We start from the raw sequence: 25,616 nt of genomic DNA, 5'->3' as shown, positions 1-25,616 counted from the left end.
CTCAGTTCGCGCAGCAGCAAAGGATTCAAACCAATGCCGCTGCAAATCTCAACCCTCAAGTTTTGGATTAACCTTGAACCCTTGGACTACTTCCGATTGATTGGTACGGCCAGAGGGGGCAGGTCAGCCTGTGCAAATCCATCATAGATCTTGTCATCAAGGAGCTCCCTAGCTGACGGGCCTTCCTTGCACTTTCCTCCAGCCTTCACCAATGCATCCACCATTTCTGTATTGTTACTTCGTCTGTAAAGGTGCGAGTACTTGGCGATATCCAGAGGTAAGTCGCACTCGTTGTCTGGAATGTTTGGATCTGCGCCACGCTCAAGTAGCGTGTATGGCTAGCCCATAGTAAGTTTCATAAACTGCCACATACAAAGCAGTGCGCCCATCGTCATCACGAAAATTGATGTCATGACCCGATGTAAGCAGATGATGCCTTTCGTTCAAAGCTTTGCCTTGAGACTGTGTGCCCCATGAACATGCCCCTTGCTGGTGGTTAACTCCTGATCGGGATGCGATGCGGTGGACAACTCACTCAAGATGCCGCATTGACTGGCCTGTTGAGATTTACGGCAGTTCTCCCGCAAGGTCTTGAGCTGTCGCTCTAGCGCTTTCAGCTCTTTGCTGCGGGCGGCCACATGGCCGATGTGCTCGTCGAGTAAGTCATTGACATCTGCGCAGTTCTCTAGAGGCGAGTCCTTGAAGCGCAGCAATATTCGGATTTCGTCCAGCGTCATGTCCAACCCACGGCAGTTCCGTATGAAGGACAGTCGGTCAACGTGTTCGCTGCCGTACACCCGGTAGTTACCTTCTGTGCGAGGCGTTTCTGGCAACAATCCTTCGCGTTCGTAATACCGGATCGTCTCAACCTGAGTGTGAGCCGCCTTGGCCAGTTCACCGATTTTCATATCTTCACCTTGAGCGGTGGCAAGAAAGTTGCGCCATTTTATTTGTAGGTACTTGACATTGTAGTGGCTACAGGGTTTTTAATCCATCCAACAAGGAGAAGATCATGAACCCTACTCACCAACGCCAACAAGTTGACACTGCCTGCGGTTGTGGAAGTGGCTGCGCTGCATCGCCTGCCGTGGGCGGGCCAATGGCGTCTAAAGCAACGGCTGTTGAGCCACATAGATTCCGGATCGCGAACATGGACTGCGCGTCCGAAGAGTCAGAAATCCGTCGAGCGCTGGACGGCGTGGCAGGCATTCGTGGCTTGCAGTTCAACTTGGGCGACCGCGAGTTGACCATCGCTGCCGAGGATCATGCTCTGCGGTTGGCACTGGATGCGATTCGCAAAGCGGGCTTCAAACCGGAACCACTCGGAGTAGAAGACAAATCGGATGGAGCTACTGCCGCTGCGCCAACTGGTTTTTGGGCCTCATGGGGCAAATTGATTGCTGCATTGGGGCTGGCCGTGGCGGCTGAAGGCTTGGCATTCGCTTTTCCAGATAGTTGGCCAGCAAAAGCCCTTGGAATGGCGCTGGCCGCGGTGGCCATCGCCCTGGCGGGTTTCTCCGTCTACGGTAAAGGGCTTTCCGCACTGCGGCAAGGACGCTTGAACATCAACGCCTTGATGACTGTGGCCGTGACAGGTGCCTTCTTGATAGGCCAGTGGCCAGAAGCTGCCATGGTGATGGCCTTGTATGCCATAGCCGAGGCCATCGAGGCTCGAGCGGTGGACCGGGCGCGTAACGCCATCAAGAGCTTGCTGGCGCTGGCACCGGAGCAAGCCGAGGTGCGTCAAGGTGACGGCAGTTGGACGCGCGTCGGCGTCAAAGCTGTCGTTGTCGACGCAACAGTGCGCATCCGTCCAGGAGAGCGCGTTCCACTCGATGGTGTCGTCACGCTCGGACAGAGTGCCATCGACCAGTCCCCTGTGACTGGGGAAAGCCTGCCTATAGACAAGGCTCCTGGCGACGAAGTGTACGCAGGCACCATCAACCAGTCTGCAGCCTTGGAATTCCGTGTCACCGCGCCCGCTTCGGACAGCACCCTGGCGCGCATCATCCACGCAGTCGAGCAAGCACAGTCGTCCCGTGCGCCGACACAGCGCTTTGTAGATCGGTTTGCCGCGATCTACACCCCTGCCGTTTTCATCCTGGCTGTCGCCGTCGCGTTGCTAGCGCCGTGGATCACGGACTTGACCTGGATGCAGGCTGTCTACAAGGCCTTGGTGTTGTTGGTCATCGCTTGCCCTTGTGCCTTGGTTATTTCCACACCTGTCACGGTCGTCAGCGGTTTGGCAGCCGGGGCAAGGCGGGGGATTTTGATCAAAGGTGGCGTTTACTTGGAGGATGCGCGAAAGATCAAAGCTGTGGCCCTGGACAAGACCGGTACGATCACGGAAGGCAAGCCCAAACTGGTGGCCTTCGAGCCCGTGGACACAGGTCTTGATCAACGGGTGCTGGAGGGGCTTGCAAAGAGTCTCGCGGGCCGGTCGGATCACCCGGTTTCCAAAGCCATCGCAGAGGGGCTGTCAACCGCCGATCAAGAGGTGGGAGAGTTTCAAGCCGTTGCAGGGCGTGGAGTGCAAGGTGTTATCGGCAATCATTCCTACGCGCTGGCCAACCACCGCTGGATCGAGGAGCGTGGGCAATGTTCGGCTGAACTCGAAACCCGCCTCGCAGTTCATGAGGAGGCAGGTCGCACGGTCACACTCCTCGCTAACAGCGAACGTGTGATGGCGATCTGCGCGGTGGCGGACACCATCAAACCATCCTCCGCCCAAGCGGTGGCCGACCTGAAGTCGCTCGGCGTGACACCGGTCATGCTGACAGGGGATAACATCGCGACCGCGCGCACCGTTGGCTCTCTGGCGGGCATAGCCGAAGTGCGGGGCAACCTGCTGCCAGAAGACAAACTACAGGCTATCGGCGAACTTCAACAGCGACTGGGCATCACGGCAATGACTGGCGATGGCATCAACGATGCACCAGCACTTGCTAAGGCCGACATCGGCTTCGCCATGGGTGCTGCTGGAACCCATACGGCGATGGAAGCCGCAGATGTTGTGGTCATGAACGATGAAACGCCCCACCGAACTGCAGCGCGATCAACTGCTGTTCGGTGTTTCCGTCCCCTTGCCGCTGTTTGATCGCAATCAGGGGAACTTGTTGGAAGCGTTGAAGCGCGAAGACAAGGCGCGGGACGAACTCCAAGCTTTGAACATACGAGTCAGCACGGACGTATTGCAAGCCCGCGAGCGGCTGGAATCCATTCGTAGGGAAGTCGACGTCTTGCAACAAGATGTTTTACCTGGGGCCAAAAGTGCCTACGACGCGGCCACCGTCGGATTTGAAAACGGCAAGTTCAACTTCTTGGAAGTGCTGGACGCACAGCGCACCTACTTTGCCGCCAAGTCTCAATACCTCAAAGCATTGGCTGAGGCGCATCGCACGGCTGCAGACATTGACCGCGTGCTCGGCGAATCTGGCGCAAATGCTACCCAGCCAGCGAATAAGGAATAAACATGAAAATCGATACCAACAAACTGAATGTCAGCAAGAAGCATCTGATCGCCATCGCCGTGATCGTTGCGACGGGCGTTGTACTGGGCAGCGCCATTCTCGGCGGCAAAGCAACCAAGACAGCCGAAGATGACGGCCACGGTCACGGCAGCCACGTTGAAGCCAAGGCACACAGTGATGGTGAGCATCACGGCAAGGAGAGTGGAGACAAACACGACCACGACAAGGGTCATGCGGACGGCGAACACCACGAGGCCCCGACCAAGGGGCCGCATGGAGGCAAGCTGTTCAAGGAGGGGGATTTCGGGCTGGAAGCGTTACTCGCTGAGGAAGGCGGTGAGCCTCGTTTGCGAGTCTGGTTGTATGACAAAGGCAAGCCTCTTCCCACCAGCGCTGCAAAGGTCAGCGCGACCATCACGCGTTTGACCGGAGAGAAACAGACACTCAATTTCGCGACTGAAAAAGACAGCCTGTTGAGCCGGGAGGTCGTGCCGGAGCCGCACGCGTTCGAGATCAACATCGTTGCCCAGACAGCCAACGAACCCTTCATGTTCGTTCTCAAACAAGAAGAGGGGAAAGTCGAACTCAGTGATGCGCAAATTAAAGCGGCATCTATTGGCATCGACACAGCAGGGGCTGCACGAATCAAGACAGCCCTGCTAATGCCGGGGGAAATTCGCTTGAACGAAGACCGGACATCGCACGTTGTCCCGCGCATTGCGGGTGTGGTCGAGAGCGTGCAGGCGAGCTTGGGACAAGCCGTCAAGAAGGGGCAGGTCCTGGCCGTCATTGCCAGCCCGGCTGCGTCTGAGCAGCGCAGCGAGTTGCAAACAGCGCAAAAGCGCCTGACCTTGGCCAGTACCACGTTTGAGCGTGAAAAGCGGCTCTGGGAGCAAAAGATTTCCGCAGAGCAGGACTACCTGCAAGCAGGGCAAGCGCTGCACGAGGCTGAAGTAGCTGTGGCCAACGCTCAACAGAAGCTCTCCGCTTTGGGCCTAGCCACCGTTTCTAAGGGGGGGCTTAACCGCTTTGAATTGCGTGCGCCCTTCGATGGCTTAGTGATTGAAAAGCATCTCAGCCTTGGCGAAGCCGTCAAGGAGGATGCTGCCGTGTTTACCGTCTCCGATCTGGGGCAGGTTTGGGCTGAAATCAACGTGCCAGCCAAGGACTTGCCGCTGGTCAGAGTCGGCGAAAAAGTGACCATCAAGGCCACTGCATTCGATGCCAGCGCTACTGGCGTTATCACCTTTGTTGGGTCGCTGATTGGCGAACAAACCCGTATGGCCAAAGCCCGAGTGGTCTTGTCCAACCCGAAAGGTGCTTGGCGTCCTGGGCTGTTTGTCAACGTGGAAGTGACCTCCTTAGAGGCTGACGTACCCGTGACAGTGGCCAGTGATGCCATTCAGACCGTTGGCGACAAGCCGGTCGTATTCCTGAAGGTGAATGGGGGATTCATCGCTCAGCCTGTGCAGTTGGGCCGCAGTGATGGCAAGCGTGTCGAGGTGTTGCAAGGGCTCAGAGCCGGGGCACCTTATGCGTCGGCAGGCAGTTTTGTCGTGAAGTCAGAGCTTGGCAAAGCCTCTGCCGAACACACCCATTGATACCGGAGCGACATACATGTTTGAAAAACTTATTCGCGCAGCCATTGAGCACCGATGGTTGGTGTTGCTGGCGGTCTTTGGTATGGCTGCCATCGGCGTGTTCAACTACCAAAAGTTACCTATCGATGCCGTCCCGGACATCACCAATGTCCAAGTGCAGATTAACACCCAAGCGCCGGGATATTCCCCTCTGGAAACCGAGCAGCGGGTGACTTACCCGATTGAAACCGTGATGGCGGGTCTTCCCAATCTGGAGCAGACCCGTTCCTTGTCTCGCTACGGGCTGTCGCAAGTGACTGTGATCTTCAAGGACGGCACCGACATCTACTTCGCGCGCCAGTTGGTCAATGAACGCATCCAGGAGGCCCGCGACAAACTGCCTCCCGGAATCACTCCTGCGATGGGGCCCATATCGACAGGCTTGGGTGAGATTTACCTCTGGACAGTCGAGGCCAAGGATGGTGCGAAAAAACCTGATGGCCAGCCCTACACGGCCACCGATCTGCGCGAGATTCAAGACTGGATCATCAAGCCACAGTTGCGCAATGTGCCCGGCGTGACGGAAATCAATTCGATTGGTGGTTTTGCAAAGGAATACCAAATCTCACCGATACCCGAGCGACTGGCCTCGTTGGGCGTCACCCTGCAGGACATTGTGACGGCTCTGGATCGCAACAACGGCAACGTGGGCGCAGGTTATATCGAAAAGCGAGGTGAGCAGTACCTAATTCGAGCCCCCGGGCAGGTTAAGACACTTGAGGACATCGGCAATGTCATCCTCAGCAGTGCGGGTGGCGTGCCGATTCGGGTGCGTGATGTTGCCGAGGTCGGCATCGGACGTGAACTTCGCACCGGTGCTGCTACTGACAACGGCCGTGAAGTGGTGCTGGGCACCGTCTTCATGCTCATCGGTCAAAACAGCCGAACGGTATCAACAGCCGTCGACAAGAAGATGATCGAGGTCAACCGCAGCCTGCCCGAGGGTGTACATGCGGTGACCGTCTACGACCGCACCGTCCTGGTGGATAAGGCCATCAACACGGTCAAAAAGAACTTGTTAGAAGGCGCGATCCTGGTGATCGTGATCCTGTTCTTGTTCCTCGGCAACATCCGCGCCGCCATCATCACGGCCACCGTGATTCCCTTATCGATGCTGTTCACCTTCACAGGAATGGTGAGCTACAAGGTCAGCGCTAATTTAATGAGCCTCGGCGCACTGGACTTCGGCATCATCATTGATGGTGCGGTGGTGATCGTCGAAAACTGTGTTCGCCGTCTTGCCCATGCGCAAGCTCACTACGGCAGGCCATTGACTCGGGCGGAACGTTTTCACGAGGTTTTCCTTGCATCCAAGGAATCACGTCGCCCGCTGCTATTTGGGCAGTTGATCATCATGGTGGTGTACTTGCCCATCTTTGCCCTGACCGGCGTCGAAGGGAAGATGTTTCATCCGATGGCGTTCACGGTGGTGGCGGCGCTTGTGGGAGCCATGATTTTGTCGGTGACCTTCATTCCGGCTGCGGTCGCACTGTTCATTGGCAACCGTGTCAGCGAAAAGGAAAACTTCTTGATGGTGCAAGCCAAGCGCTGGTACGGTCCCTTGCTAGATCGCGTGATGGCAGCCAAGGCTGTTGTGTTGGCTGCCGCAGCCGTGGCAGTGGTGTTGTGCGGTTTGATCGCAACGCGCATGGGCAGTGAGTTCGTGCCCAGCTTGAACGAAGGAGACTTCGCTATTCAGGCCTTGCGCATTCCTGGCACCAGTTTGTCGCAATCGGTGGCGATGCAGCAGCAACTGGAAGCAACGCTGAAAGCCAAATTTCCAGAGATCGACCGTGTCTTTGCGCGCACTGGAACGGCGGAAATTGCCTCCGACCCCATGCCGCCGAACATTTCTGATGGCTACATCATGCTCAAGCCAATGTCTGAGTGGCCCGAGCCGCGGAAGTCTCGTGACGAGTTGCTGGCCGCCGTGCAGGAGGTCGTGGGCAAGATACCGGGTAACAACTACGAGTTCTCCCAGCCGATCCAACTTCGATTCAACGAACTCATCTCGGGGGTGAGAAGCGACGTGGCGGTGAAGATCTTCGGGGACGACATGGACGTCTTGAACAAGACAGCCGAAGAGGTTTCGTCCAAGTTGCAAAAAATCCCTGGTGCGTCAGAAGTCAAGGTGGAGCAGACGACCGGATTACCGATGCTCACAGTCAACATTGATCGTCAGAAGTCCGCGCGCTACGGGCTAAACGTGGCTGATATTCAGGATGCAGTGGCCACGGCCATCGGGGGGCGTGAGGCCGGTACGTTGTTTGAAGGTGACCGTCGATTCGACATCCTTGTTCGTTTGCCAGAGTCCTTGCGCAACGACCTTGAGAGCATGAAACGTTTGCCGATTCCTTTGCCACGCGGTTCGGGCGGCGTCGAAGGACGAACCAATTTCATCCAACTGGCCGAAGTGGCTAGCTTCGAGCTGGCACCGGGGCCTAATCAGGTTAGCCGCGAGAACGGCAAGCGTCGCATTGTGGTGAGTGCAAACGTGCGTGGCCGTGATGTCGGTTCCTTTGTGGCCGACGCGGAAGCTGCTTTGGCGCAGGTCAAGATTCCCGCAGGCTACTGGACGAGCTGGGGTGGCACATTTGAAAACCTGCAGTCCGCGACACAGCGATTGCAAATCGTCGTCCCTGTGTCGTTGCTCCTGGTCTTCGTGTTGCTGTTTGCAATGTTCGGCAACGTCAAGGATGGCCTGCTGGTATTTACCGGCATTCCATTTGCGTTGACCGGCGGCATTTTGGCGCTGTGGCTGCGTGACATTCCAATGTCGATTTCCGCCGCAGTGGGTTTTATCGCCCTGTCAGGTGTTGCAGTGCTCAATGGCCTCGTGATGATTTCTTACATCCGCAGCTTGCGAGAAGAGGGAGCCCAATTGGACGCAGCCATCCGTGAGGGAGCGTTGACTCGTTTGCGCCCTGTATTGATGACAGCCTTGGTGGCATCGTTGGGCTTCATTCCAATGGCAATCGCCACGGGAACCGGCGCGGAGGTACAGCGTCCTTTGGCCACCGTGGTGATTGGCGGCATCCTGTCCTCCACATTGCTGACGCTGCTCGTGCTTCCGATTCTGTATCGGCTGGCCCATCGTCCGGACGAGGAATTGGAGGGCGTCACTGCCGAACCGGTGCATCCGCAGGCTGCGGCTGCTTCGCAGAATTCATAAGCCAGTCTTTAGATCTGATTCTTAACCTGTACTTTTGAAAGGAAAACTCATGAAACTGATTTCGACCACCTTCGCTTTGATGTTGATGGCATCAGGCGTCGTATTTGCTGCGGACAAACATGACCATGGTCATGGAGACAAGCCTCTCCATGGAGGTTTGGTCACGGAAATCAAGGATATGGACTACGAGCTCGTGGCCAAGCCCGATGTGCTTCAGTTGTACGTGCGAGATCACGGGAAACCAGTTGATGTCAGCAGGGCAACAGCAAAAATCACTTTGCTCTCAGGTAGCGACAAGCAAGAGATTGATTTGAAACCATCGGGTGACAAGCTTGAAGCAAAAGGCAGTTTTAAAGTCGCGCCCGGTACGAAGGTTGTCGCGCAGGTGAATCTTGCAAGCAAGGCAGCGACGGCACGATTTGTTCTGAAGTGACGTAAGGGCGGAGAACGACCTTCTTGGCACTTCTTTGCATTGCCCTAGCGAGTGCGAATGTTTCGAAAAATTGTGATGAGATCCGTTGGTTGGCCTTAGCGGCCTTGTAAGGCGTTCTTGAAAGAGGAAAGATAAATGAGTATTTTTGACAGACTTTTCGGTGGTCATCAGGGTGGCGGCCACCATGGTGGGGCGCATCACGGTGATCGCCACGGCTATGGCGGTGGGTACGGAAGCGGCGGACCTCCAACCAGCGGAGGAGGCAACGCCGGCGTTGCATGCCCGAACTGCAAGGCGCTGAACGCGCTAGGGGCTCGTTTCTGCCAGCAGTGCGGAACTACGTTGGTTCCTTCTGCGTGCACGCAATGCGGAACGACCCTGCAAGCGTGGGCGAAGTTCTGTGCTCATTGCGGAAAGGCAGCGACTTGACGGAACCATCTTTGTAGGCGACAACTTTTCGGTGTCGCTTGCACTGACTTGGCCTGTGAAAGTTCCTGTCATGCATGATTTGATGAATTTGATGATCAAGTTAAGGAGCGTCTGCTTTAACCTCTTCGAGATGTGCTGATGCCACCAATTCGAATCGCTGCGCAGGTTCAGGCCGCTGGCTGCTGATGCACTTTTGACTACCGGATATTCACGCAGCCGTATGCCCCTTCAAGTTGCACTGGCCGCCGTCACATGCGGTGCCAAGCATCGATGTCCTCGAAATTGAAAAGTAGTAATGACGTATCCGAATCGCAAATCCTATTGGTATTCCGTGGCGTTCATCGTGCTTGCAATCGACCAAGCCACTAAGAGTCTCATTGATCTGACCACGCCGCTGGGCTGGTCACTTGAAGTGACACCGTTTTTCAATCTGGTCCATGTTCTGAACCCGGGCGCGGCTTTTAGCTTTCTGGCTGGCGCCGGAGGTTGGCAGCGCTGGTTCTTCCTTGCGATCGCACTGGGGGCTTCAATATGGTTGGCCTGGATGCTGAGCAAACCGGTGCGCCGTCTTGAGGCCTTGGCGTACAGCCTGATCTTAGGCGGTGCCGTCGGCAATGGCTTTGACCGCGTCGCACGCGGGCAGGTCGTCGACTATCTGGACTTTCACTTGCGTGGTACGCACTGGCCTGCGTTCAACATCGCCGACGTGGCGATCACGGGAGGAGTTGTTGCGCTAATAGCAGTTTCATTTCTTGAGGAACATCAGAAGTGACCTATCGCTTTCTTCACGGACATGCGACTGCTCAGGATTGCAGTTTCCGCTTGGTCAATACACAAGCAAGTCAAATTCTCTAGGAGAATAAAAACTCATTTTGAGTTGAGCTCCCGAACTTTAACCAAAGCATAAAGCGCGGGAATAACTGCCAGCGTCAGCACAGTTGAGGAAATCATTCCGCCCACCATCGGGGCCGCAATGCGGCTCATAACTTCAGAGCCCGTACCAGTACCCCACATGATGGGTAATAGGCCCGCCATGATGGCAACTACAGTCATCATCTTGGGGCGAACCCGCTCTACAGCACCTTCCATGACTGCTTGATATAGATCATTGGTATCAGGAATTTTTCCTTCAGAGATGCGTCTTTCCTTTATTTCCTCCCATGCATGATCCAAATAAATCAGCATCACCACTCCAGTCTCAGCAGCTACGCCAGCCAGTGCAATAAAGCCGACCGCAACGGCCACAGACAAGTTGTATCCGAGCAACCACATCAGCCAGACGCCGCCTACCAGCGCGAATGGGACTGACAACATGACGATCAGTGTCTCGGTCAGCCGCTTGAAATTCAGATACAGCAGCAAGAAGATGATCAGCAGCGTTACCGGAACCACCAGCTTCATCTTTTGTACAGCACGCTCCATCGACTCGAACTGACCGCTCCAGGTCACGTAGTAACCAGTTGGAAATTTGATCTGTTCGTTTACCGCCTTACGGGCATCCGCCACGTAACTGCCGATGTCACGTTCACGAATGTCGACGAAGATGTAGGCAGATAGCAACGCGTTTTCAGTACGAATGCCTGGTGCACCTTTGGCCACCTCAACCCGAGCGACCTGTCCCAGAGGCACCATTGCACCGTCCATGGTGGTCACAAGAACTTCCCGTGCAATTTGCTGCGGGTCTGAACGAAGTTCGCGAGGGTAACGGACTGTCACTCCAAAGCGTTCACGCCCTTCAACGGTGGTGGTCACCATGTCTCCGCCAAGCGCGGTACCGATCACCTCTTGCAAGTCACCTACAGCCAGTCCATAGCGCGCCAGTTGTGCGCGATCTGGTTCGATGTTCAGGTAGAAGCCACCAGTGATGCGTTCGGCAAATGCAGATGTGGTGCCTGGAACCTGCTTGACTACCGTTTCAATCTCGCGGGCCAAACGTTCCATCTCGTTGAGATCCTTGCCGAAGACCTTGATGCCAATTGGTGTACGAATGCCGGTGGACAGCATGTCGATGCGCGCCTTGATCGGCATGGTCCAAGCGTTTGATACGCCCGGGAACTGCAACGCCTTGTCCATCTCGGAAATCAGTTTGTCGGTCGTAATACCCTTGCGCCACTCAGAGGTTGGCTTGAGGTTGATCACCGTTTCAAACATTTCTGTCGGTGCCGGGTCCGTGGCCGTGTTCGCCCGGCCAGCTTTGCCATACACCGAAGCCACCTCAGGGAAACTCTTGATGATCTTGTTCTGCGTCTGCAACAACTCGGCAGCCTTGGTGATCGACATGCCTGGTAACGACGCTGGCATGTAAAGCAACGTGCCTTCATTGAGTGTCGGCATGAATTCGGATCCGAGCTTGCTGGCTGGATATAGCGAAATTCCCAGCACGAAGAGCGCTACGCCAACGGTTAGCTTTTTCTTGTGCATCACGCCAGCGATGATCGGGCGATACACCCAGATCAAGAAGCGATTCACCGGATTTTTAGCTTCCGGCATGATTTTTCCCCGGATGAACAGCATCATCAGTACAGGCACCAGTGTCACCGAAAGCATTGCCGCCCCCGCCATGGCGAAGGTCTTAGTGTAGGCAAGCGGTGAGAACAGACGTCCTTCCTGCGACTCAAGCGTGAACACGGGCAAAAAGGACACGGTGATGATCAAAAGCGAGAAGAACAATGCTGGTCCCACCTCCTTGCACGCAGTGATCATGGCCTCAACCCGTTGCGCGTTATCGTGGTCTTCGGGTAAGCGTTCCAGATGCTTGTGAGCGTTCTCAATCATCACGATGGCTGCATCCACCATGGCACCAATCGCGATGGCAATACCTCCCAAGCTCATCAAATTCGAGTTCATGTCCAGCAGACGCATGGCAATAAAAGCGATCAACACCCCCACAGGTAGCATCAAAATTGCCACCAGAGCCGAGCGAACGTGCATCAGAAACACAACGCAGACCAAGGCAACGATCAGACTTTCCTCCAGCAGCGTGCGCTTGAGAGTGTCGATCGCGCGGTGAATCAAATCAGAGCGGTCATACACCGCTTGGATGCTGACCCCCTCCGGTAATCCTGCTGAGACTTCCGTGATCTTTTCCTTGAGGTTGTGGATTACCTCCAGGGCATTTTGACCGTAACGAGACATGGCGATGCCGGAGACGACCTCACCCTCACCGTTGAGTTCAGTGATGCCGCGCCGCTCATCAGGAACCAATTCAACTCGTGCAATATCTCGCACCAACACTGGCGTTCCCTTGTCGGACTTGACGACAAGATTCTCGATATCCGAAACGCCGCGCAGGTAGCCACGTCCCCGAACCATGTATTCAGTTTCGGCCATTTCGACCACACGGCCACCAACATCTCGGTTGGATTCGCGCACCACCTGAGACACTTTGGCCAGAGGAACGCCGTAGGCGCGGAGTTTTACAGGGTCGACAGTGATCTGGTAAGTCTGGACAAACCCACCGATGGAAGCCACTTCGGCGACCCCATGTGCTTTTGTGAGTTGATACCGCAGGTACCAGTCTTGCAAGGTGCGCAGTTCAGCCAGGGTTTTGTCCTTGGCCAGCACGGCATACTGGTAAACCCAGCCCACCCCGGTTGCATCAGGACCGATTTGTGGCGTCACCCCCTTGGGCATGCGACTGGACGCGAAGTTCAAATACTCCAGTACCCGTGAACGCGCCCAGTAAATATCGGTGCCATCTTCAAAAATGATGTAGACAAAGGACGCGCCGAAAAATGAAAAGCCCCGAACGACTTTCGATTTCGGAACCGACAACATGGCTGTGGTCAGTGGATAAGTGACCTGGTCTTCAACCACCTGCGGAGCTTGTCCTGGGTACTCTGTGTAAACGATTACCTGAACATCAGACAGATCGGGAAGCGCGTCCAGTGGTGTCCTGATGACGGCGAATACACCGCCAACAACGACAAACAAAGTAGCAAGCAGGACCAAAAAACGGTTTCGTCCTGACCAATCAATGATCTTTGCAAGCATGGTGTCCCCCAAAGATCAGTTGTGACCAGTGTGTGGATTGGCCGCACTTGCCGTGACAGGCTTGATGGCGGTGATGATCCATTCGCCCTGGCCACGCTCAACGAACTCAAAGCTCAAAGACATTCCAGGCTTCAGACCAGATAGCAGGCTGCTATTTGCAACCTTGAATTCCATGGTCATGGCAGGCCATTTAAGGGTGGATACCGGACCGTGTGCGATCGTCAGCGAACCACTTTTGGTATCGATGTCCTCGATTTTTCCTTCTGCACGATGGCCTACGGATGCCGTGGTCTTGGATTCTGCCGATCCTCCTTTAGAAGCTGCCGCCCCGTGTCCCGAATGTCCCAGCCCCCCGATCGCAGCCTTGAGGTTACTTTCGGCGTCAATTAAGAAGTTCGCAGCAACAACTACCATCTCGCCATCTCGCACGCCCTCCAGAACCTCGATGCGATCATCGCTACGCGCGCCAAGCTTGGCCTCCCTTGGATCGAAGCGTCCTTCCTGCACTTGAACAAGAATGATTTGACGAGTCCCGCTATCAATCACGGCGGACGTGGGAACGGTTAGCACAGAACGCTTGCTGTCTACGGGCAGTTCGACCTGCGCAAACATGCCGGGCTTGAGAAGTCCATGTGGATTCGACAACTCCACGCGAACCGGAACGGTTCGCGTCTCCGATTTGAGGGTCGGGTAAACATAGGTAATTGCCCCCGAAAACTGCTTATCTGGATAGGCGTTGATCCGCACAGTGGCCTTGGCACCGGTTCGAATCTGACCGATGTCTTGCTCAAAGACATCGGCAATCACCCATACAGAGGCCAGATTGGTAACTTGGTAAAGCATTTCTCCCGGCATAAAACGCATGCCTTGAACGGCCTTCTTCTCGGTAACGATGCCCGAAACTGGTGAACGCAGCGTTAATGTGCGACGCGTCGCTGTAGATTGGGTCAAAGCCGTGATTTGTTCATCCGAGATATCCCAGTTGCGTAGTCTTGACAAGCTGGAGTCCGCCAGTTCACGCATGCCTCGCTGGGCTTCTTCACTGGCACTTTTCAAGGAATCAACACCTTGCGATGCAATGGCGTATTCACGCTGAGCGGAGACCAATTCGGGACTGTACACATCGAATAGTGGCTGGCCTTTGCCAACCGGTTGACCCGTTGCATTGACATACAGACGTTCTACATAGCCCTCAAACTTGGGAGCAATGGTGAAGGTCTGGCGCTCGTCAGGCTCTATTCGTCCTGCTGCACGCACGGTCTTGTTCAGAGCTTGCGTGCTTGCTGCCTCGACGCGCACGCCCAGCTTTTGAACTTTATCCGTGCTGATACGAATCAAATTTGCACTACCGAGTGTCGATTCCTGCTCTCCCTCATAGACCGGTATGTAGTCCATGCCCATAGGATCTTTCTTGGGCGTGGGCGAGGTGTCGGGCAGCCCCATCGGATTCCGGTAGAAGAGTATTTTTCGTGCTTCAGAAGCACTCTTGGCTAGCGTATTTGTTTCAGCACTACCATCCTTATGAACAATGGCTTGCTGTTTCCCATACCAATATCCTCCACTTGCTGTCAAGGTTGCAACGAATACCGCCGCCATGCCCAACTTCAAGGCAGTTGTCATAATTCTTCTCCTACGATGCGCTCGATATCCGCGAGACGCATTTGTGCATTGATGCCTGCCTTGACTTGATTCAACTTGGCTTGGCGGATTTGCTTTTGAGCATCCAGAAGTGTCGCAAAGTCAACTTTTCCTGATTCATATCCAGCAAGAGCCGACCGGAAGTTCAACTCTGACTGGGGTAGAAGACTTTCTGTTGTCAAAGTGAGCGAGCGTCGCTCTGACTCAAATCCTGTAACGTTTTCATAAAGATCAGCCAGGACTTGGTTGTTTATCGCTTCTCGTCTGGAGCGTGAGGCGGAAAGCATGGCGTCAGACTCTCTTTCCTGTGCTCGACGAGCGCCTTGCTGCAGTGGGATATTGATTTCAACCATCAACTCCCATTCGCGAACTGAGTTGCCGTATTGAATGGGTGACGCGCCCACAGTGAAGTCAGGAAATCGATTTTTATAAGCAAGTTCACGTGTCTTTTCCGCCGCTTTGATCTGTGCACCTTCAACTTGCAAGAGTGGATTGTTCGAACGAACACGTTGTTCTAAGGCTGAAAAATTCAAAACTTCCGGCGTAGGTAGAGACCGAATTTGTGTTGGTCTTGCTAGTGGTTCATCGGCTTGCCTGCCTGTCAGAGCATTCAACCTCGCTTGCAATTGACGACGCTCCGACTCAATGAAAATCAACTCACTGCGTATAGCGGTTTGTTCCACTTGAGACCGGATAACGTCTTGCTGAGCAGCCAGCCCACTTGCATACCGAACCTGAGCCACTTTTTCTAAACGAACCATTAGATCCAAAATTTCCTGGGTCAAGCGTTCGCTTTGATCTAAATAGTAGAGTTGTGCGTAGGTTGTTTTTATCTTCGAGGCCAACTCAAGCCAAGTACTTGTTACACGTACTTTCGCTGCTTCAGAAAGGGCTTCAGCTGTTTCACGCTTTAGTTCACGCTTGCCAAACCAAGGGAGGTCTTGCATTAGCAAGTAGCGCGTGCTTCCAACACGACTGGGTGAAAGGGTGGGTCCCTGTTCTCCCATACGTGTGATGTCACGCCACTCAGTGCGAAATTTAGGATCTGGGAGTGACCCGGCAGGTATAACTCTTTCAGATGCAGCATTCGCATCAAAGCTCATGCTGGCTAAGTCAGGATTTCTTTCCTTGGCTAGCTTTAGTAATCCTTGCAAATTGCTACCAATTTGTAGATCTTGGCCGTAGCTCGTTGGGGCAAGAAAGAGAGTGAAGCACGCTGCAGCGATGGCCGATTTGAAGTTAATCATTGCTTTCCTCGCCGTAGGGCCGCATTCAGCTGATCAATAACTTCGGCCCAGTCTGCGTCCTGGAGTATTTCATCACGTAGCAGGGTAGATTGCGCCTGCGTCCAAAAGGGCGCGTTTTCCAAACGAATAGATGGGTCAAGGGGGCTATGGTTCTCTAGAAAATGTTTTATGCCATCAACATCGGATGGCAGACCCAACTGCAAAAAGAGTTCAGTAAAGCGGTGGTAGCTTTGATTCATTGCACAGATTCCAATTGGCTTCAAATGTCGCTGGCCTGCGCTTGGTCAGACTAACGATTTCATTTTCTAAATATGTACCTGTTGTGAAGATGATGGCCAGATTACATTCATGTAACCTGATGACCTACACTGACTATTTCATAACCTGGTTTTAGTCTTATTCACCACGACGCAAGCGAAGGGCATTGCCGATCACCGAGGCCGAACTGAAGCTCATGGCCAGCGCAGCGATCAATGGGGACAGCAGCCAGCCAGTCAATGGATACAACACACCCGCCGCAACAGGAATCCCCAACGCGTTGTACAGAAAAGCAAACATCAGGTTCTGTTTCATGTTGCGCACAGTGTCCTGTGAGAGCGTGCGGGCTACCGCAATCCCGCGCAAATCACCTTTTACGAGAGTCACCTGGGCACTGTTCATGGCCACATCAGTGCCTGTTCCCATGGCGATGCCGACATCGGCCTTGGCCAGTGCAGGTGCGTCGTTGATACCGTCGCCAGCCATCGCTACGATACGGCCTTGTTTTTGCAACTGGTCCACGAGAGCCAGTTTGTCTGCGGGCTTGACTTCACCATGCACCTCGTCGATTCCAAGTCGTTCGCCAACTGAGCGGGCAGTGGTCAAGCCGTCACCTGTCGCCATGACGATACGCAGACCGGCAGCCTTGAGAGTGGCCAGAGCCTCGGGCGTGCTAGCCTTGATCGGATCAGACACGGCTAACAAGCCTGCTAGTTGCCCATCAACGGCCAGATGCATTACGCTTGCTCCCTCTGACCGCAATAACTCCGCCTGTGACACCAGTGCCTGGACAGCCACACCAAGCTGCTCCATCAATGCCGTGTTGCCCAGAGCCAGTTGTCGTCCTCCAACCTGACCTCGCACGCCAATTCCTGAACCCGACTCGAAGTTCTCAGGTTTGTCCAAAGACAGATGACGTTCGCGGGCCGCGCGCACGATGGCATCGGCCAGTGGGTGCTCGCTGCCTTGGTCCAGGCTGGCCGCAAGGCGCAGCACCTCTATTTCGTTAAAACCCGGGGCAGCCACCGCGCGATCAAACGCCGGTTTACCCTCCGTCAGCGTGCCGGTTTTATCGATGATCAGGGTATCAATTTTTCTAAGATTCTCAATTGCAGCGGCATCGCGGAAAAGAACGCCATGGGTGGCACCACGCCCGGTGGCGACCATGATGGACATCGGTGTGGCCAGGCCCAGCGCACAGGGGCAGGCGATGATCAGAACCGCAACTGCGTTAATCAGGGCATAAACCCAGCTTGGCTCGGGACCGAACAGGCCCCAAGCAAAAAAAGTGAGCAAGGCAACGCTGACAACTGCCATCACGAACCACCCCGCTACGGTGTCAGCCATTCGTTGCATCGGTGCTTTGGAGCGTTGCGCTTGGGCCACCATTTGAACGATTTGAGAGAGCATGGTGGCCGCGCCGACTTTTTCAGACCGCATCACGAGAGAGCCATTGGTGTTGAGAGTTGCTCCAATCACCTTGTCGCCAACTCGCTTAGACACTGGCACGGGTTCACCGGTCAGCATGGATTCATCGATGGCGCTACTGCCCTCGGTCACTACTCCATCAACTGGAACTTTTTCGCCGGGGCGAATGCGTAGCAAATCTCCTACATGCACATGCGTTAATGGAACGTCTTCCTCAGAGCCATCGGGACGCAGGCGACGTGCCGTCTTAGGGGCCAGCCCGAGAAGTGATTTGATTGCAGCAGAAGTCTGAGAGCGAGCCTTGAGCTCAAGAACTTGTCCCAACAAGGTTAGTGAAATGATGACAGCCGTTGCTTCGAAATACACAGCGACTCGGCCCATCGAAATAAAGGAGTCTGGAAATACCTGCGGTGCCACAGTGGCAACCACGCTGTAAACAAAGGCTGCACCGGTGCCCAGGCCAATCAGTGTCCACATATTGGGACTGCGGTTTACAACAGATTGCCAGCCTCGAGAGAAAAATGGCCAGCCAGCCCATATAACGATTGGCAGTGAAAGCGCAAATTCGCCCCAGCTTTGCACAGACATGTCAAACCACTTCAACCGGTGGCCAGCCATCGCCAAAAATGTCACGATGATGGTGAGTGGAAGCGTCCACCAGAAGCGTCTTTGGAAGTCACGCAACTCGGGGTTTTCGTCTTCTTCCAACTCAGGCAAAAGCGGTTCGAGTGTCATGCCGCACTTGGGACAATTTCCTGCATGATCCTGCCGGATTTCAGGATGCATAGGGCAGGTATAGATTGTTCCTGCGGCAGCAGATGTCATTTGCGACTTTTCAGCGTTTCCGCTCATGTACAACATGGGGTTGACATCAAACTTCGTTTTGCATTTGGTCCCGCAAAAGAAAAATGTGCTTCCCATGTGTACAGATTGATACGCAGCCTGCCTGGTTACTGTCATTCCACAAACAGGATCTTTTAGGTCCGTGGTGTTGCTCTTACTAGATTTCTCAGAAGAAGACGCGTCGGGATGTTCTATTGGGTTGTGGTGAACGTGCCCGTGTTCGTGGGCGTGATGGTCGTGTTGGTTTTTATTCATAGTATTTTTTAGTTTTTAAAATTCAACATGACGGGTGCGTCAGGAAGTTCGTTTTCATGCTTTTCATGAGCGGAAAAATGGAGGCCGATCACATTCGCAATTGCCGCTATTCCTTTTAATGCACCTGTCTCGAACTCTGATCTGGAGAAATGGTCTTGCATGGTTTGACATATCGACCGCCAACATTCATCGCCAGCCTTGATATGAATTCCCCTGTCGGCAACGATCTCGACCGCACGATCAGCAAGCAGTACATAAACTAAGACACCATTGTTGTGTTCAGTGTCCCAAACTCTTAGCTGAGAAAACACCTCGATGGCGCGGTCGCGAGATGATTGGCCCTTGAGAAGACGAATGCCGTCTAAGCCACCTTCTATCGCCAAGCGAATCTCACCGCCATGCAAATGTTCACTGTTATGAATCGCTTTTGTGATGGCATCAAGGCTTTCACGTTTAAAAGCACGGTGGACCTGCCAATCTGAGAACAGCAAATGTTGAAAGATACGTTTGATTGGCATAGTCACCACCTTCCCGATGCGCCGCCGCCGCCGAATCCGCCACCACCACCTCGAAATCCGCCGCCGCCCCATCCATGACGCCCACCCCCTGACATACCGCCTAATCCGTGAAGCACCGTAGACGCCCCGATCAGCGTGACGAACATAGCGGCAATGCCAGCGAAGATGGCGAGAAGCAGTGATCCGACAACCAACCAGGCAAGGCCAGTCACGACCATACCCGTGACGAGTGAACCGCCAACTCTTCCGAATGCACTGCGCAATACACTGCCGACACCTAAAGACACAATCAACAAGAAGGGGACAAGTTGACGAAGTCCTTGATCGGAATTTTTGGAGTGGCGTTGATGTTCTGGTAGTGGTTCACCATCGATTACAGAGATGATTTGTCCAACGCCCGATTGAAGTCCTTGGAAAAAATCGCCTCGCTTGAAATGGGGAACGATAACTTCACTGATGATTCGCTTACTGGTGATATCAGATAAGGCACCTTCTAGACCGTAGCCGACTTCGATACGTACAGTCCGATCATCTTTGGCCACCACCAAAATAACGCCATCATCCACCTTCTGCCGACCCAGCTTCCACTGTTTCTAATGGCAGAGATTTCACGAGCCTTGGCAAGATCGATTGATCATCGCCAAGACTCGTGAGACATCGTCCCCCAAAAGGAACGAAAGGCAGTACCTCAAACGGGGCATGCCTAAATGACAGGTCAGTTCTCGTGACCTTGGCGCAGCTGGAAGTCGAGACGCGCGCTTTCGCTGCTGGTCATGACGATCTTCTGACCGTCAGCCGCCTCCAGGACTTGGCCTTTGGGGAGATGGACGGCGCGGTCGAACTTGTCGGCCACTGCCATCTTTCCGTCCTTGAAAACGAATACGGTGCCACCGTCCTTCAGGCGGTAGGTCTTGTCGACATTGCCTGCCAGCGAGTCGGTGGCAAAAGCGGTCGATGCCAGGGTACTGAGCACGACGGCAGCGAAGAGCGAAGTGATGCGGGTGTTCATATCAGGTCCTTTCTTGAATACAGGTGCTACGTTACTCAAAGCACCTTGTGCGAATGCACGTCCTGTATTCTGTCGAGCGGCTCTGACATGAAGATGTGCTGGTGATTACATTTGCGTCAGGTCTGCAGTTCCGCAATGCGCGTAAAGATGCTGCCGGTGTCCGCGCTTAATCTTTCTGATCAGTTGCTTCTTCGCAACTGATCAGCCCAGACGCGCGAGATAGCGAACGCTGTCTCCTCCGGATGGATCGATGAACAAGTAAGGGCGACCAGGTGCGTGCACCATCACGCACAACCGGCCATCCCAGTAATCGCCTCCCTTGCCTTTGAGCCAGTCGCGAGACTTGCCAAGGTTCAATTTGAAGCCATCAAATTCTTCGGGATCCATCTCCCGGATCTCGGTCACGTAGACCGCCTCGACGCCGCAAGCGGCAATGTCGGAGATGTCTGTAGGCTTGCGGCCAAAGGGCAGCGGGATGCTGAGCTTTTGGACCTGCAATTCGCGGCCATCGAAGTTGATGGTCGTGGGCATGGATTCGATGGTGATAGTGATGGGGTTCATGAGGTCCTCAAACGGTTGTGGTGGTGATTCGGTAGACGCGGTCTGTGCCGGTCTGCTTCTCTGAGGTGATTTCTAGCCCCAGCTTCTTTTTGAGTGCGCCTGCCATCGCACCGCGCACGGTGTGAACCTTATGCCGACATCGGCATAAGCAGCATTACGCCGATGTCCTGGTTATGCCGACCTGCGTCGGAAATCCGGCCTGTGTAGCGGAAAGAGTTGCGATGAAGTCGGCATAAAAAAATGTCACGCGCATGATGAGAGCCCCTATTTCAAGGAGTTCTCATGTCGATCAAACCCCTAGAAGCCCAAGCTGTATGCGCCCGCGATGATCTTTTGCGGGATTTTGAAGTTGAGTTACTTCGGCAAGGATACAAACCAAGTACCGTTGCCAAAAAGAAGAAGTTGTTTGCTGATCTGAACGATTGGCTGCAGGTCCACGAACTATCCGCAGGTGAGCCGCCAACGCAGGTCCTCGGCAGAATTGGCGCTGGCCAGGATGTCGTCGATGAGGTGTCGCTTGTCTTGCAGTACGCTGCGATCTAGCTCGATGAAATGACGGTCCGCCGCCGTCATGAACAGCCCGCCCAATCCCAGCACCACACTGGCGGCCACCAGGGTGAAGAACAGGGTCAGACGGCGGATCAGCGAAAGGCGGCGCAACATTCAAGGCTCCTGCGGCACTTCCAGCACGTAGCCCATACCTCGCACTGTCTGGATTAATTTAACGGGCTGCCCGTCGTCAACCTTCAGTCGCAGTCGGCGCATGGCCACCTCGATGACATTGGTGTCCGAATCGAAATTCATGTCCCACACCTGCGAGGCAATCAATGAGCGCGGCAGCACTTCGCCTTGACGGCGCATCAGCAATTCCAGCAAACCGAACTCCTTGGCCGTCAGGTCAATGCGCTTTCCGCCTCGCGTGACGCGGCGGCGCAGCAAGTCCAGCTCCAGATCGGCCACGCGCAGGACATTGCTGTCCAGTCCGCCGCCTCGTCCACGCCGCAGGATGGTGCGCACGCGGGCCAACAGCTCGGCAAAAGAAAACGGTTTGACTAGGTAATCGTCGGCTCCCAACTCCAGCCCCTTCACACGGTCTTCCACCTGATCGCGGGCGGTCAGAAACAGCACCGGCATTTCCAGCCCGCGCCGCCGCAGTGATGCCAGCACCTGCCAGCCATCCAGTTCCGGCAGCATCACGTCCAGGATCACTAGGTCGTATTCGCCATGCAACGCCAGGTGCAGCCCGTCACTGCCAGTGGCCGCCAAATCCGCGACAAAACCGGCTTCATTCAACCCTTGGCGCAGGTATTCGCCGGTTTTCGGTTCGTCTTCAACGATCAATATTTTCACGGGCCTGCTCCATCTATTTCTACCGGTTAGTCTGACAGAATTTTGTCTTTATGGCAGCAAGATGACATAAATGTCATCTTGGAATCACCCTCCTGACAGGGGTGGTGGCCCAAACTCTTCTCATGTTTCAACAAATTGAAAGGAGCCTGCGGTGATGCCAAACCCTTCGTCCCTGTCCAGAAGTCTGTTGCCGTGGCTCTGCGTGCTGGCTACCGGTGCCGCACTGGCCGCGCCAGTGGAAAAAATTCAGGCCAATCCATTGCCGACCAAGTTGCAGTACGCCTCTGCATTGGCGAGTTATCAGGGCTACACCGATCAGGCGGTGCAGTCCTGGCGTGAGGCCAATGACCGGGTTGGCCGGATTGGCGGCTGGCGCGCCTACGCCAAGGAAGCCGCAACTGGACAGCCAGCGCCCGATACGCCACCGGCGGCCAATCCGCATGCCGGTCACCATGAGGGAGGCAAGCAATGAAGCGCTTGCTCTCATCTCATCGCGCCAAGCTGGCGGTGTCCGTGGTTGCTATCGGGGTTTTGTCTGGCTGTGCCAGCGTCAGCCTTGAGCAGAACGTGAACCGCGTCAATACCGAGACCACCGGCTTCACTGACGGGCAATTGAGCTTGGCCCAAAGCAATCAGGAACGTGAGCAACGCGCACAGCTCGCTGCCCAATTGCTGGCAAAACCCCTTGGGCAGAAAGAAGCTGTGCAGCTCGCATTGACCAACAGCCACGCCTTGCAAGCCCTGCTGGCGCAAGGTTGGGCGGAGTCCGCCGACGCGGCACAAGTCGGGCGCATTGCTAACCCCATCTTCAGTTTTGAGCGCATGGTGGTTGGTGATGAGCTGGAGTTGGCGCGCTCGCTCTCGTTTGGTCTGCTAGATATCTTGACCTTGCCTGCCCGCACTGGCATCGCCGAGCGCCGCATCGAGCAGGCGCAATTGCGTCTTTCTGCTGAGGTGGTGGATCGTGTGACGCAGGTACGCCAAGCCTGGGTGCGCGCTGTGGCGGCTCAGCAGGCCCTGAGCTACGCGCGACAGGTGTTTGAAAGCGCCGAGGCCGGTGCCGAACTCGCGCGGCGCATGCAGTCGGTAGGCAACTTCAATCGCATCAGTCGTGCCCGTGAGCAATCTTTCTATGCCGATGCCGCTACCCGCCTGGCGACTACCCAACACCAAGCGACCGCGAGCCGGGAGGAACTGATTCGTTTGCTGGGGCTTGATGAGGCGCAGGGGCAACAACTCCAACTGCCCGAACGTCTGCCCGATTTGCCCAAAGCGCCGCTCGAACCAAATACGGTCGGCGCATTGGCGACGAATGGTCGTCTGGACATTCGTTTGGCGCAAAGCGCACTGGCTGGCGCGGGCAAGGCACAAGGCTTGAACATCATCACCAGCTTCACCGACATCGAACTGACCGCGCGGCGCAATACGGTATTTGACAACGCAGCAGGAACCCGAACCGAACCGCGCGGATTCGAGGTGGCGGTTCGCTTACCAATTTTCGACTGGGGCGGCATGCAGCGCGATGCGTGGAATGCCCGCACGCTCGCGGCGGCCAATCAACTGGAGGCCACGGTGCGCGCGGCGGGCTCGCACTTGCGCGAGAGTTATTCGGCCTATCGCACATCATTTGATGTGGCCAAGCATTACCGGGATGAAGTGCTGCCCGTGCGCCGTGTGATCTCCGATGAAAACCAACTTCGCTACAACGGCATGCTGATTGGTGTCTTTGAGCTGATGGCCGATGCTCGTGATCAAGTCGGCACCGTGACCGCCGCCATCGCTGCGCAGCAGCAGTACTGGCTGGCGGACGCAGCCTTGCAGGCATCGTTGATCGGCCGCCCCACCACGACCTCCCTGTCCGTGATGACCAGCGCGCCTAGCGCTGGCGCGGCTGGACATTGAACACGAGAGTAAAGCAATGACATCCAGAAGAGATTTTTTCCGATTGGCCAGTATCGCTGGTGGTGCAGTTGCAGCCAGTGCTGTGAGCCGCGTGGCACTTGCAGCCTTGCCAGAGCCCGTCATTCAAACCAGCCCTGACACCATGCCGCCACTGGTGCCCAATACTGGGCGCTCATACAACCCGGTGGTGACACTCAACGGTTGGACTTTGCCCTGGCGTATGAACAACGGCGTAAAAGAGTTTCACTTGGTGGCCGAGCCAGTGGTGCGCGAGATGGCCCCAGGCTTCAAGGCCCACCTGTGGGGCTACAACGGGCAAAGCCCAGGCCCCACCATCGAAGTGGTCGAGGGCGACCGCGTGCGGATCTTTGTGACGAACAAGCTCCCTGAGCACACCAGCATTCACTGGCATGGACAACGTTTGCCCAATGGTATGGATGGAGTTGCTGGACTGAATCAACCCGCCATTCAACCAGGTAAAACTTTTGTGTATGAATTTGTCGCGCGTCGTCCCGGCACCTTCATGTATCACCCACACGCGGATGAAATGACGCAGATGGCCATGGGCATGATGGGCTTCTGGATCACGCACCCCAAGGCCAAGCATCCGCTGATCGATGAAGTGAACCGGGATTTTTGTTTCCTACTCAACGCCTACGACATCGACCCTGGGAGCTACACGCCCAAGATCATGACGATGCTGGACTTCAACCTGTGGAGCTGGAACAGCCGAATCTTTCCCGGCATCGATTCATTGAATGTGCGGTTGAACGACAAGGTTCGCATTCGTATCGGCAACCTGACGATGACCAACCACCCGATCCACCTGCACGGGCACGAGTTTCTCGTCACTGGCACAGATGGCGGGCCAACTCCCAAGAGCACTCGCTGGTACGAGGTCACCACCGATGTCGCGGTCGGCCAAATGCGGCAGATCGAATTTCTCGCCGACGAGGAAGGCGACTGGGCCTTCCATTGCCACAAGAGTCACCACACCATGAATGCCATGGGTCACAATGTGCCCACGCTCATCGGTGTTGATCATCGAGGGATCGCCAAGAAGATCAATTCCTTGATTCCAGACTACATGGTGATGGGCGAGCGCGGCATGGCCGACATGACCGAGATGGAAATGCCCATTCCTGACAACACCGCGCCCATGATGACCGGCGAAGGCCCGTTCGGCTCGGTCGAGATGGGCGGCATGTTCAGCGTGCTCAAGGTACGCCGCGACCAAAAGCCCGGTGATTACAGCAATCCGGGCTGGTTCAAGCACCCGGAAGGCTCGGTTGCGCACGAATACACCGGGCCACTGGCCAAACCCGCCCGCTTCAAGTCGGAAGGCGGGCAATCCATGCCACGCGCCGAGAAGCCGCTCACCCCAACGGAAGTAAAAGTGCGCAAGCCAAGCGGCGGCGGCCACGACAACCACTGATCCTTTTCATTCAACCCAGGAGAAATCGCAATGAC

At 55.3% G+C, this 25,616-nt stretch carries 20 protein-coding genes and 3 pseudogenes; 10 read left to right on the top strand and 13 right to left on the bottom strand.

Annotated features, from left to right (window positions below; all coding sequences use genetic code 11):
• Positions 1–443: 443 nt before the first annotated feature.
• On the bottom strand, positions 444–908 hold the full coding sequence (gene cadR, locus B9Z43_RS09310; protein WP_108324647.1) for a Cd(II)/Pb(II)-responsive transcriptional regulator: 465 nt from the start codon (positions 906–908) through the stop codon (positions 444–446).
• A 104-nt stretch (positions 909–1,012) separates the two neighbouring features.
• Here cadR and B9Z43_RS09305 point away from each other — a divergent pair, with 104 nt between their 5' ends.
• From B9Z43_RS09305 to lspA, 7 genes and pseudogenes are all read left to right on the top strand, one after another.
• Positions 1,013–3,097 carry a cation-translocating P-type ATPase gene (locus B9Z43_RS09305; protein WP_108324645.1) on the top strand — a complete coding sequence of 695 codons (2,085 nt, stop codon included), beginning with the start codon at positions 1,013–1,015 and terminating at the stop codon, positions 3,095–3,097.
• Positions 3,024–3,470 (top strand): annotated as a pseudogene (locus B9Z43_RS09300) (TolC family protein); the annotation flags it as partial. The gene B9Z43_RS09305 and the pseudogene B9Z43_RS09300, both read left to right, overlap by 74 nt.
• A gap of 2 nt (positions 3,471–3,472) precedes the next feature.
• Positions 3,473–5,071, top strand: coding sequence for an efflux RND transporter periplasmic adaptor subunit (locus B9Z43_RS09295; RefSeq protein WP_104801474.1), 1,599 nt, complete (start codon positions 3,473–3,475; stop codon positions 5,069–5,071).
• 16 nt (positions 5,072–5,087) lie between these two features.
• On the top strand, positions 5,088–8,282 hold the full coding sequence (locus B9Z43_RS09290) for a CusA/CzcA family heavy metal efflux RND transporter (RefSeq protein WP_108324643.1): 3,195 nt from the start codon (positions 5,088–5,090) through the stop codon (positions 8,280–8,282).
• Between the two features lie 49 nt (positions 8,283–8,331).
• Positions 8,332–8,715, top strand: a complete 384-nt coding sequence (locus B9Z43_RS09285) for a hypothetical protein (RefSeq protein WP_104801472.1) — start codon at positions 8,332–8,334, stop codon at positions 8,713–8,715.
• A gap of 135 nt (positions 8,716–8,850) precedes the next feature.
• Positions 8,851–9,144, top strand: coding sequence for a zinc ribbon domain-containing protein (locus B9Z43_RS09280; RefSeq protein ID WP_104801471.1), 294 nt, complete (start codon positions 8,851–8,853; stop codon positions 9,142–9,144).
• A 295-nt stretch (positions 9,145–9,439) separates the two neighbouring features.
• Positions 9,440–9,916, top strand: a complete 477-nt coding sequence (gene lspA / locus B9Z43_RS09275) for a signal peptidase II (protein WP_108324641.1) — start codon at positions 9,440–9,442, stop codon at positions 9,914–9,916.
• Positions 9,917–10,011: 95 nt separating this feature from the next.
• On the opposite strand, the gene B9Z43_RS09270 is transcribed toward lspA, so the two are convergent.
• The 12 genes and pseudogenes from B9Z43_RS09270 to B9Z43_RS09215 form a co-directional block, all read right to left on the bottom strand.
• On the bottom strand, positions 10,012–13,137 hold the full coding sequence (locus tag B9Z43_RS09270) for an efflux RND transporter permease subunit (protein ID WP_108324639.1): 3,126 nt from the start codon (positions 13,135–13,137) through the stop codon (positions 10,012–10,014).
• Positions 13,138–13,152: 15 nt separating this feature from the next.
• Positions 13,153–14,757, bottom strand: coding sequence for an efflux RND transporter periplasmic adaptor subunit (locus B9Z43_RS09265; protein ID WP_108324637.1), 1,605 nt, complete (start codon positions 14,755–14,757; stop codon positions 13,153–13,155).
• Positions 14,754–16,022 (bottom strand): TolC family protein, encoded by a 1,269-nt coding sequence (locus B9Z43_RS09260; protein WP_104801467.1) that lies wholly within the window; start codon positions 16,020–16,022, stop codon positions 14,754–14,756. Before B9Z43_RS09260 ends, B9Z43_RS09265 begins: the two co-directional genes overlap by 4 nt.
• The gene (locus B9Z43_RS09255) at positions 16,019–16,261 is read right to left on the bottom strand and encodes a DUF2789 domain-containing protein (RefSeq protein WP_104801466.1); all 243 of its coding nucleotides are present in this window, start codon (positions 16,259–16,261) and stop codon (positions 16,019–16,021) included. Before B9Z43_RS09255 ends, B9Z43_RS09260 begins: the two co-directional genes overlap by 4 nt.
• 157 nt (positions 16,262–16,418) lie before the next feature.
• Positions 16,419–18,806, bottom strand: coding sequence for a heavy metal translocating P-type ATPase (locus tag B9Z43_RS09250; RefSeq protein ID WP_108324635.1), 2,388 nt, complete (start codon positions 18,804–18,806; stop codon positions 16,419–16,421).
• A gap of 8 nt (positions 18,807–18,814) precedes the next feature.
• The gene (locus tag B9Z43_RS09245; RefSeq protein ID WP_104801464.1) at positions 18,815–19,324 is read right to left on the bottom strand and encodes a TPM domain-containing protein; all 510 of its coding nucleotides are present in this window, start codon (positions 19,322–19,324) and stop codon (positions 18,815–18,817) included.
• Between the two features lie 2 nt (positions 19,325–19,326).
• Positions 19,327–19,905, bottom strand: a complete 579-nt coding sequence (locus B9Z43_RS17500) for a YgcG family protein (RefSeq protein WP_108324633.1) — start codon at positions 19,903–19,905, stop codon at positions 19,327–19,329.
• Positions 19,906–20,039: 134 nt separating this feature from the next.
• Positions 20,040–20,333 (bottom strand): CopK family periplasmic copper-binding protein, encoded by a 294-nt coding sequence (locus B9Z43_RS09235; protein ID WP_108324631.1) that lies wholly within the window; start codon positions 20,331–20,333, stop codon positions 20,040–20,042.
• Between the two features lie 201 nt (positions 20,334–20,534).
• On the bottom strand, positions 20,535–20,894 hold the full coding sequence (locus tag B9Z43_RS09230; protein ID WP_108324629.1) for a hypothetical protein: 360 nt from the start codon (positions 20,892–20,894) through the stop codon (positions 20,535–20,537).
• 7 nt (positions 20,895–20,901) lie between these two features.
• A pseudogene (locus B9Z43_RS09225) lies at positions 20,902–21,018 on the bottom strand (DUF3489 domain-containing protein); the annotation flags it as partial.
• A gap of 329 nt (positions 21,019–21,347) precedes the next feature.
• A pseudogene (locus B9Z43_RS09220) lies at positions 21,348–21,557 on the bottom strand (two-component sensor histidine kinase); the annotation flags it as partial.
• Positions 21,558–22,244 carry a heavy metal response regulator transcription factor gene (locus B9Z43_RS09215; RefSeq protein WP_108324625.1) on the bottom strand — a complete coding sequence of 229 codons (687 nt, stop codon included), beginning with the start codon at positions 22,242–22,244 and terminating at the stop codon, positions 21,558–21,560.
• Positions 22,245–22,398: 154 nt separating this feature from the next.
• Here B9Z43_RS09215 and B9Z43_RS09210 point away from each other — a divergent pair, with 154 nt between their 5' ends.
• Genes B9Z43_RS09210 through B9Z43_RS09200 form a run of 3 tightly spaced genes read left to right on the top strand, consistent with a single transcriptional unit; the run spans position 22,399 to position 25,581 of the window.
• The gene (locus B9Z43_RS09210) at positions 22,399–22,716 is read left to right on the top strand and encodes a hypothetical protein (RefSeq protein ID WP_108324623.1); all 318 of its coding nucleotides are present in this window, start codon (positions 22,399–22,401) and stop codon (positions 22,714–22,716) included.
• Positions 22,713–24,146 (top strand): TolC family protein, encoded by a 1,434-nt coding sequence (locus B9Z43_RS09205; RefSeq protein WP_108324621.1) that lies wholly within the window; start codon positions 22,713–22,715, stop codon positions 24,144–24,146. Before B9Z43_RS09210 ends, B9Z43_RS09205 begins: the two co-directional genes overlap by 4 nt.
• 16 nt (positions 24,147–24,162) lie before the next feature.
• A complete protein-coding gene (locus B9Z43_RS09200) occupies positions 24,163–25,581 on the top strand; it encodes a multicopper oxidase family protein (RefSeq protein WP_108324619.1) in 1,419 nt (472 codons plus the stop codon).
• Positions 25,582–25,616: the final 35 nt, after the last annotated feature.

Source organism: Limnohabitans sp. MMS-10A-192, assembly GCF_003063335.1.
Taxonomy (GTDB): domain Bacteria; phylum Pseudomonadota; class Gammaproteobacteria; order Burkholderiales; family Burkholderiaceae_C; genus Limnohabitans_A.
Note: the sequence above shows the minus strand (reverse complement) of the source record. Positions and strands in the feature narration are given on the sequence as shown.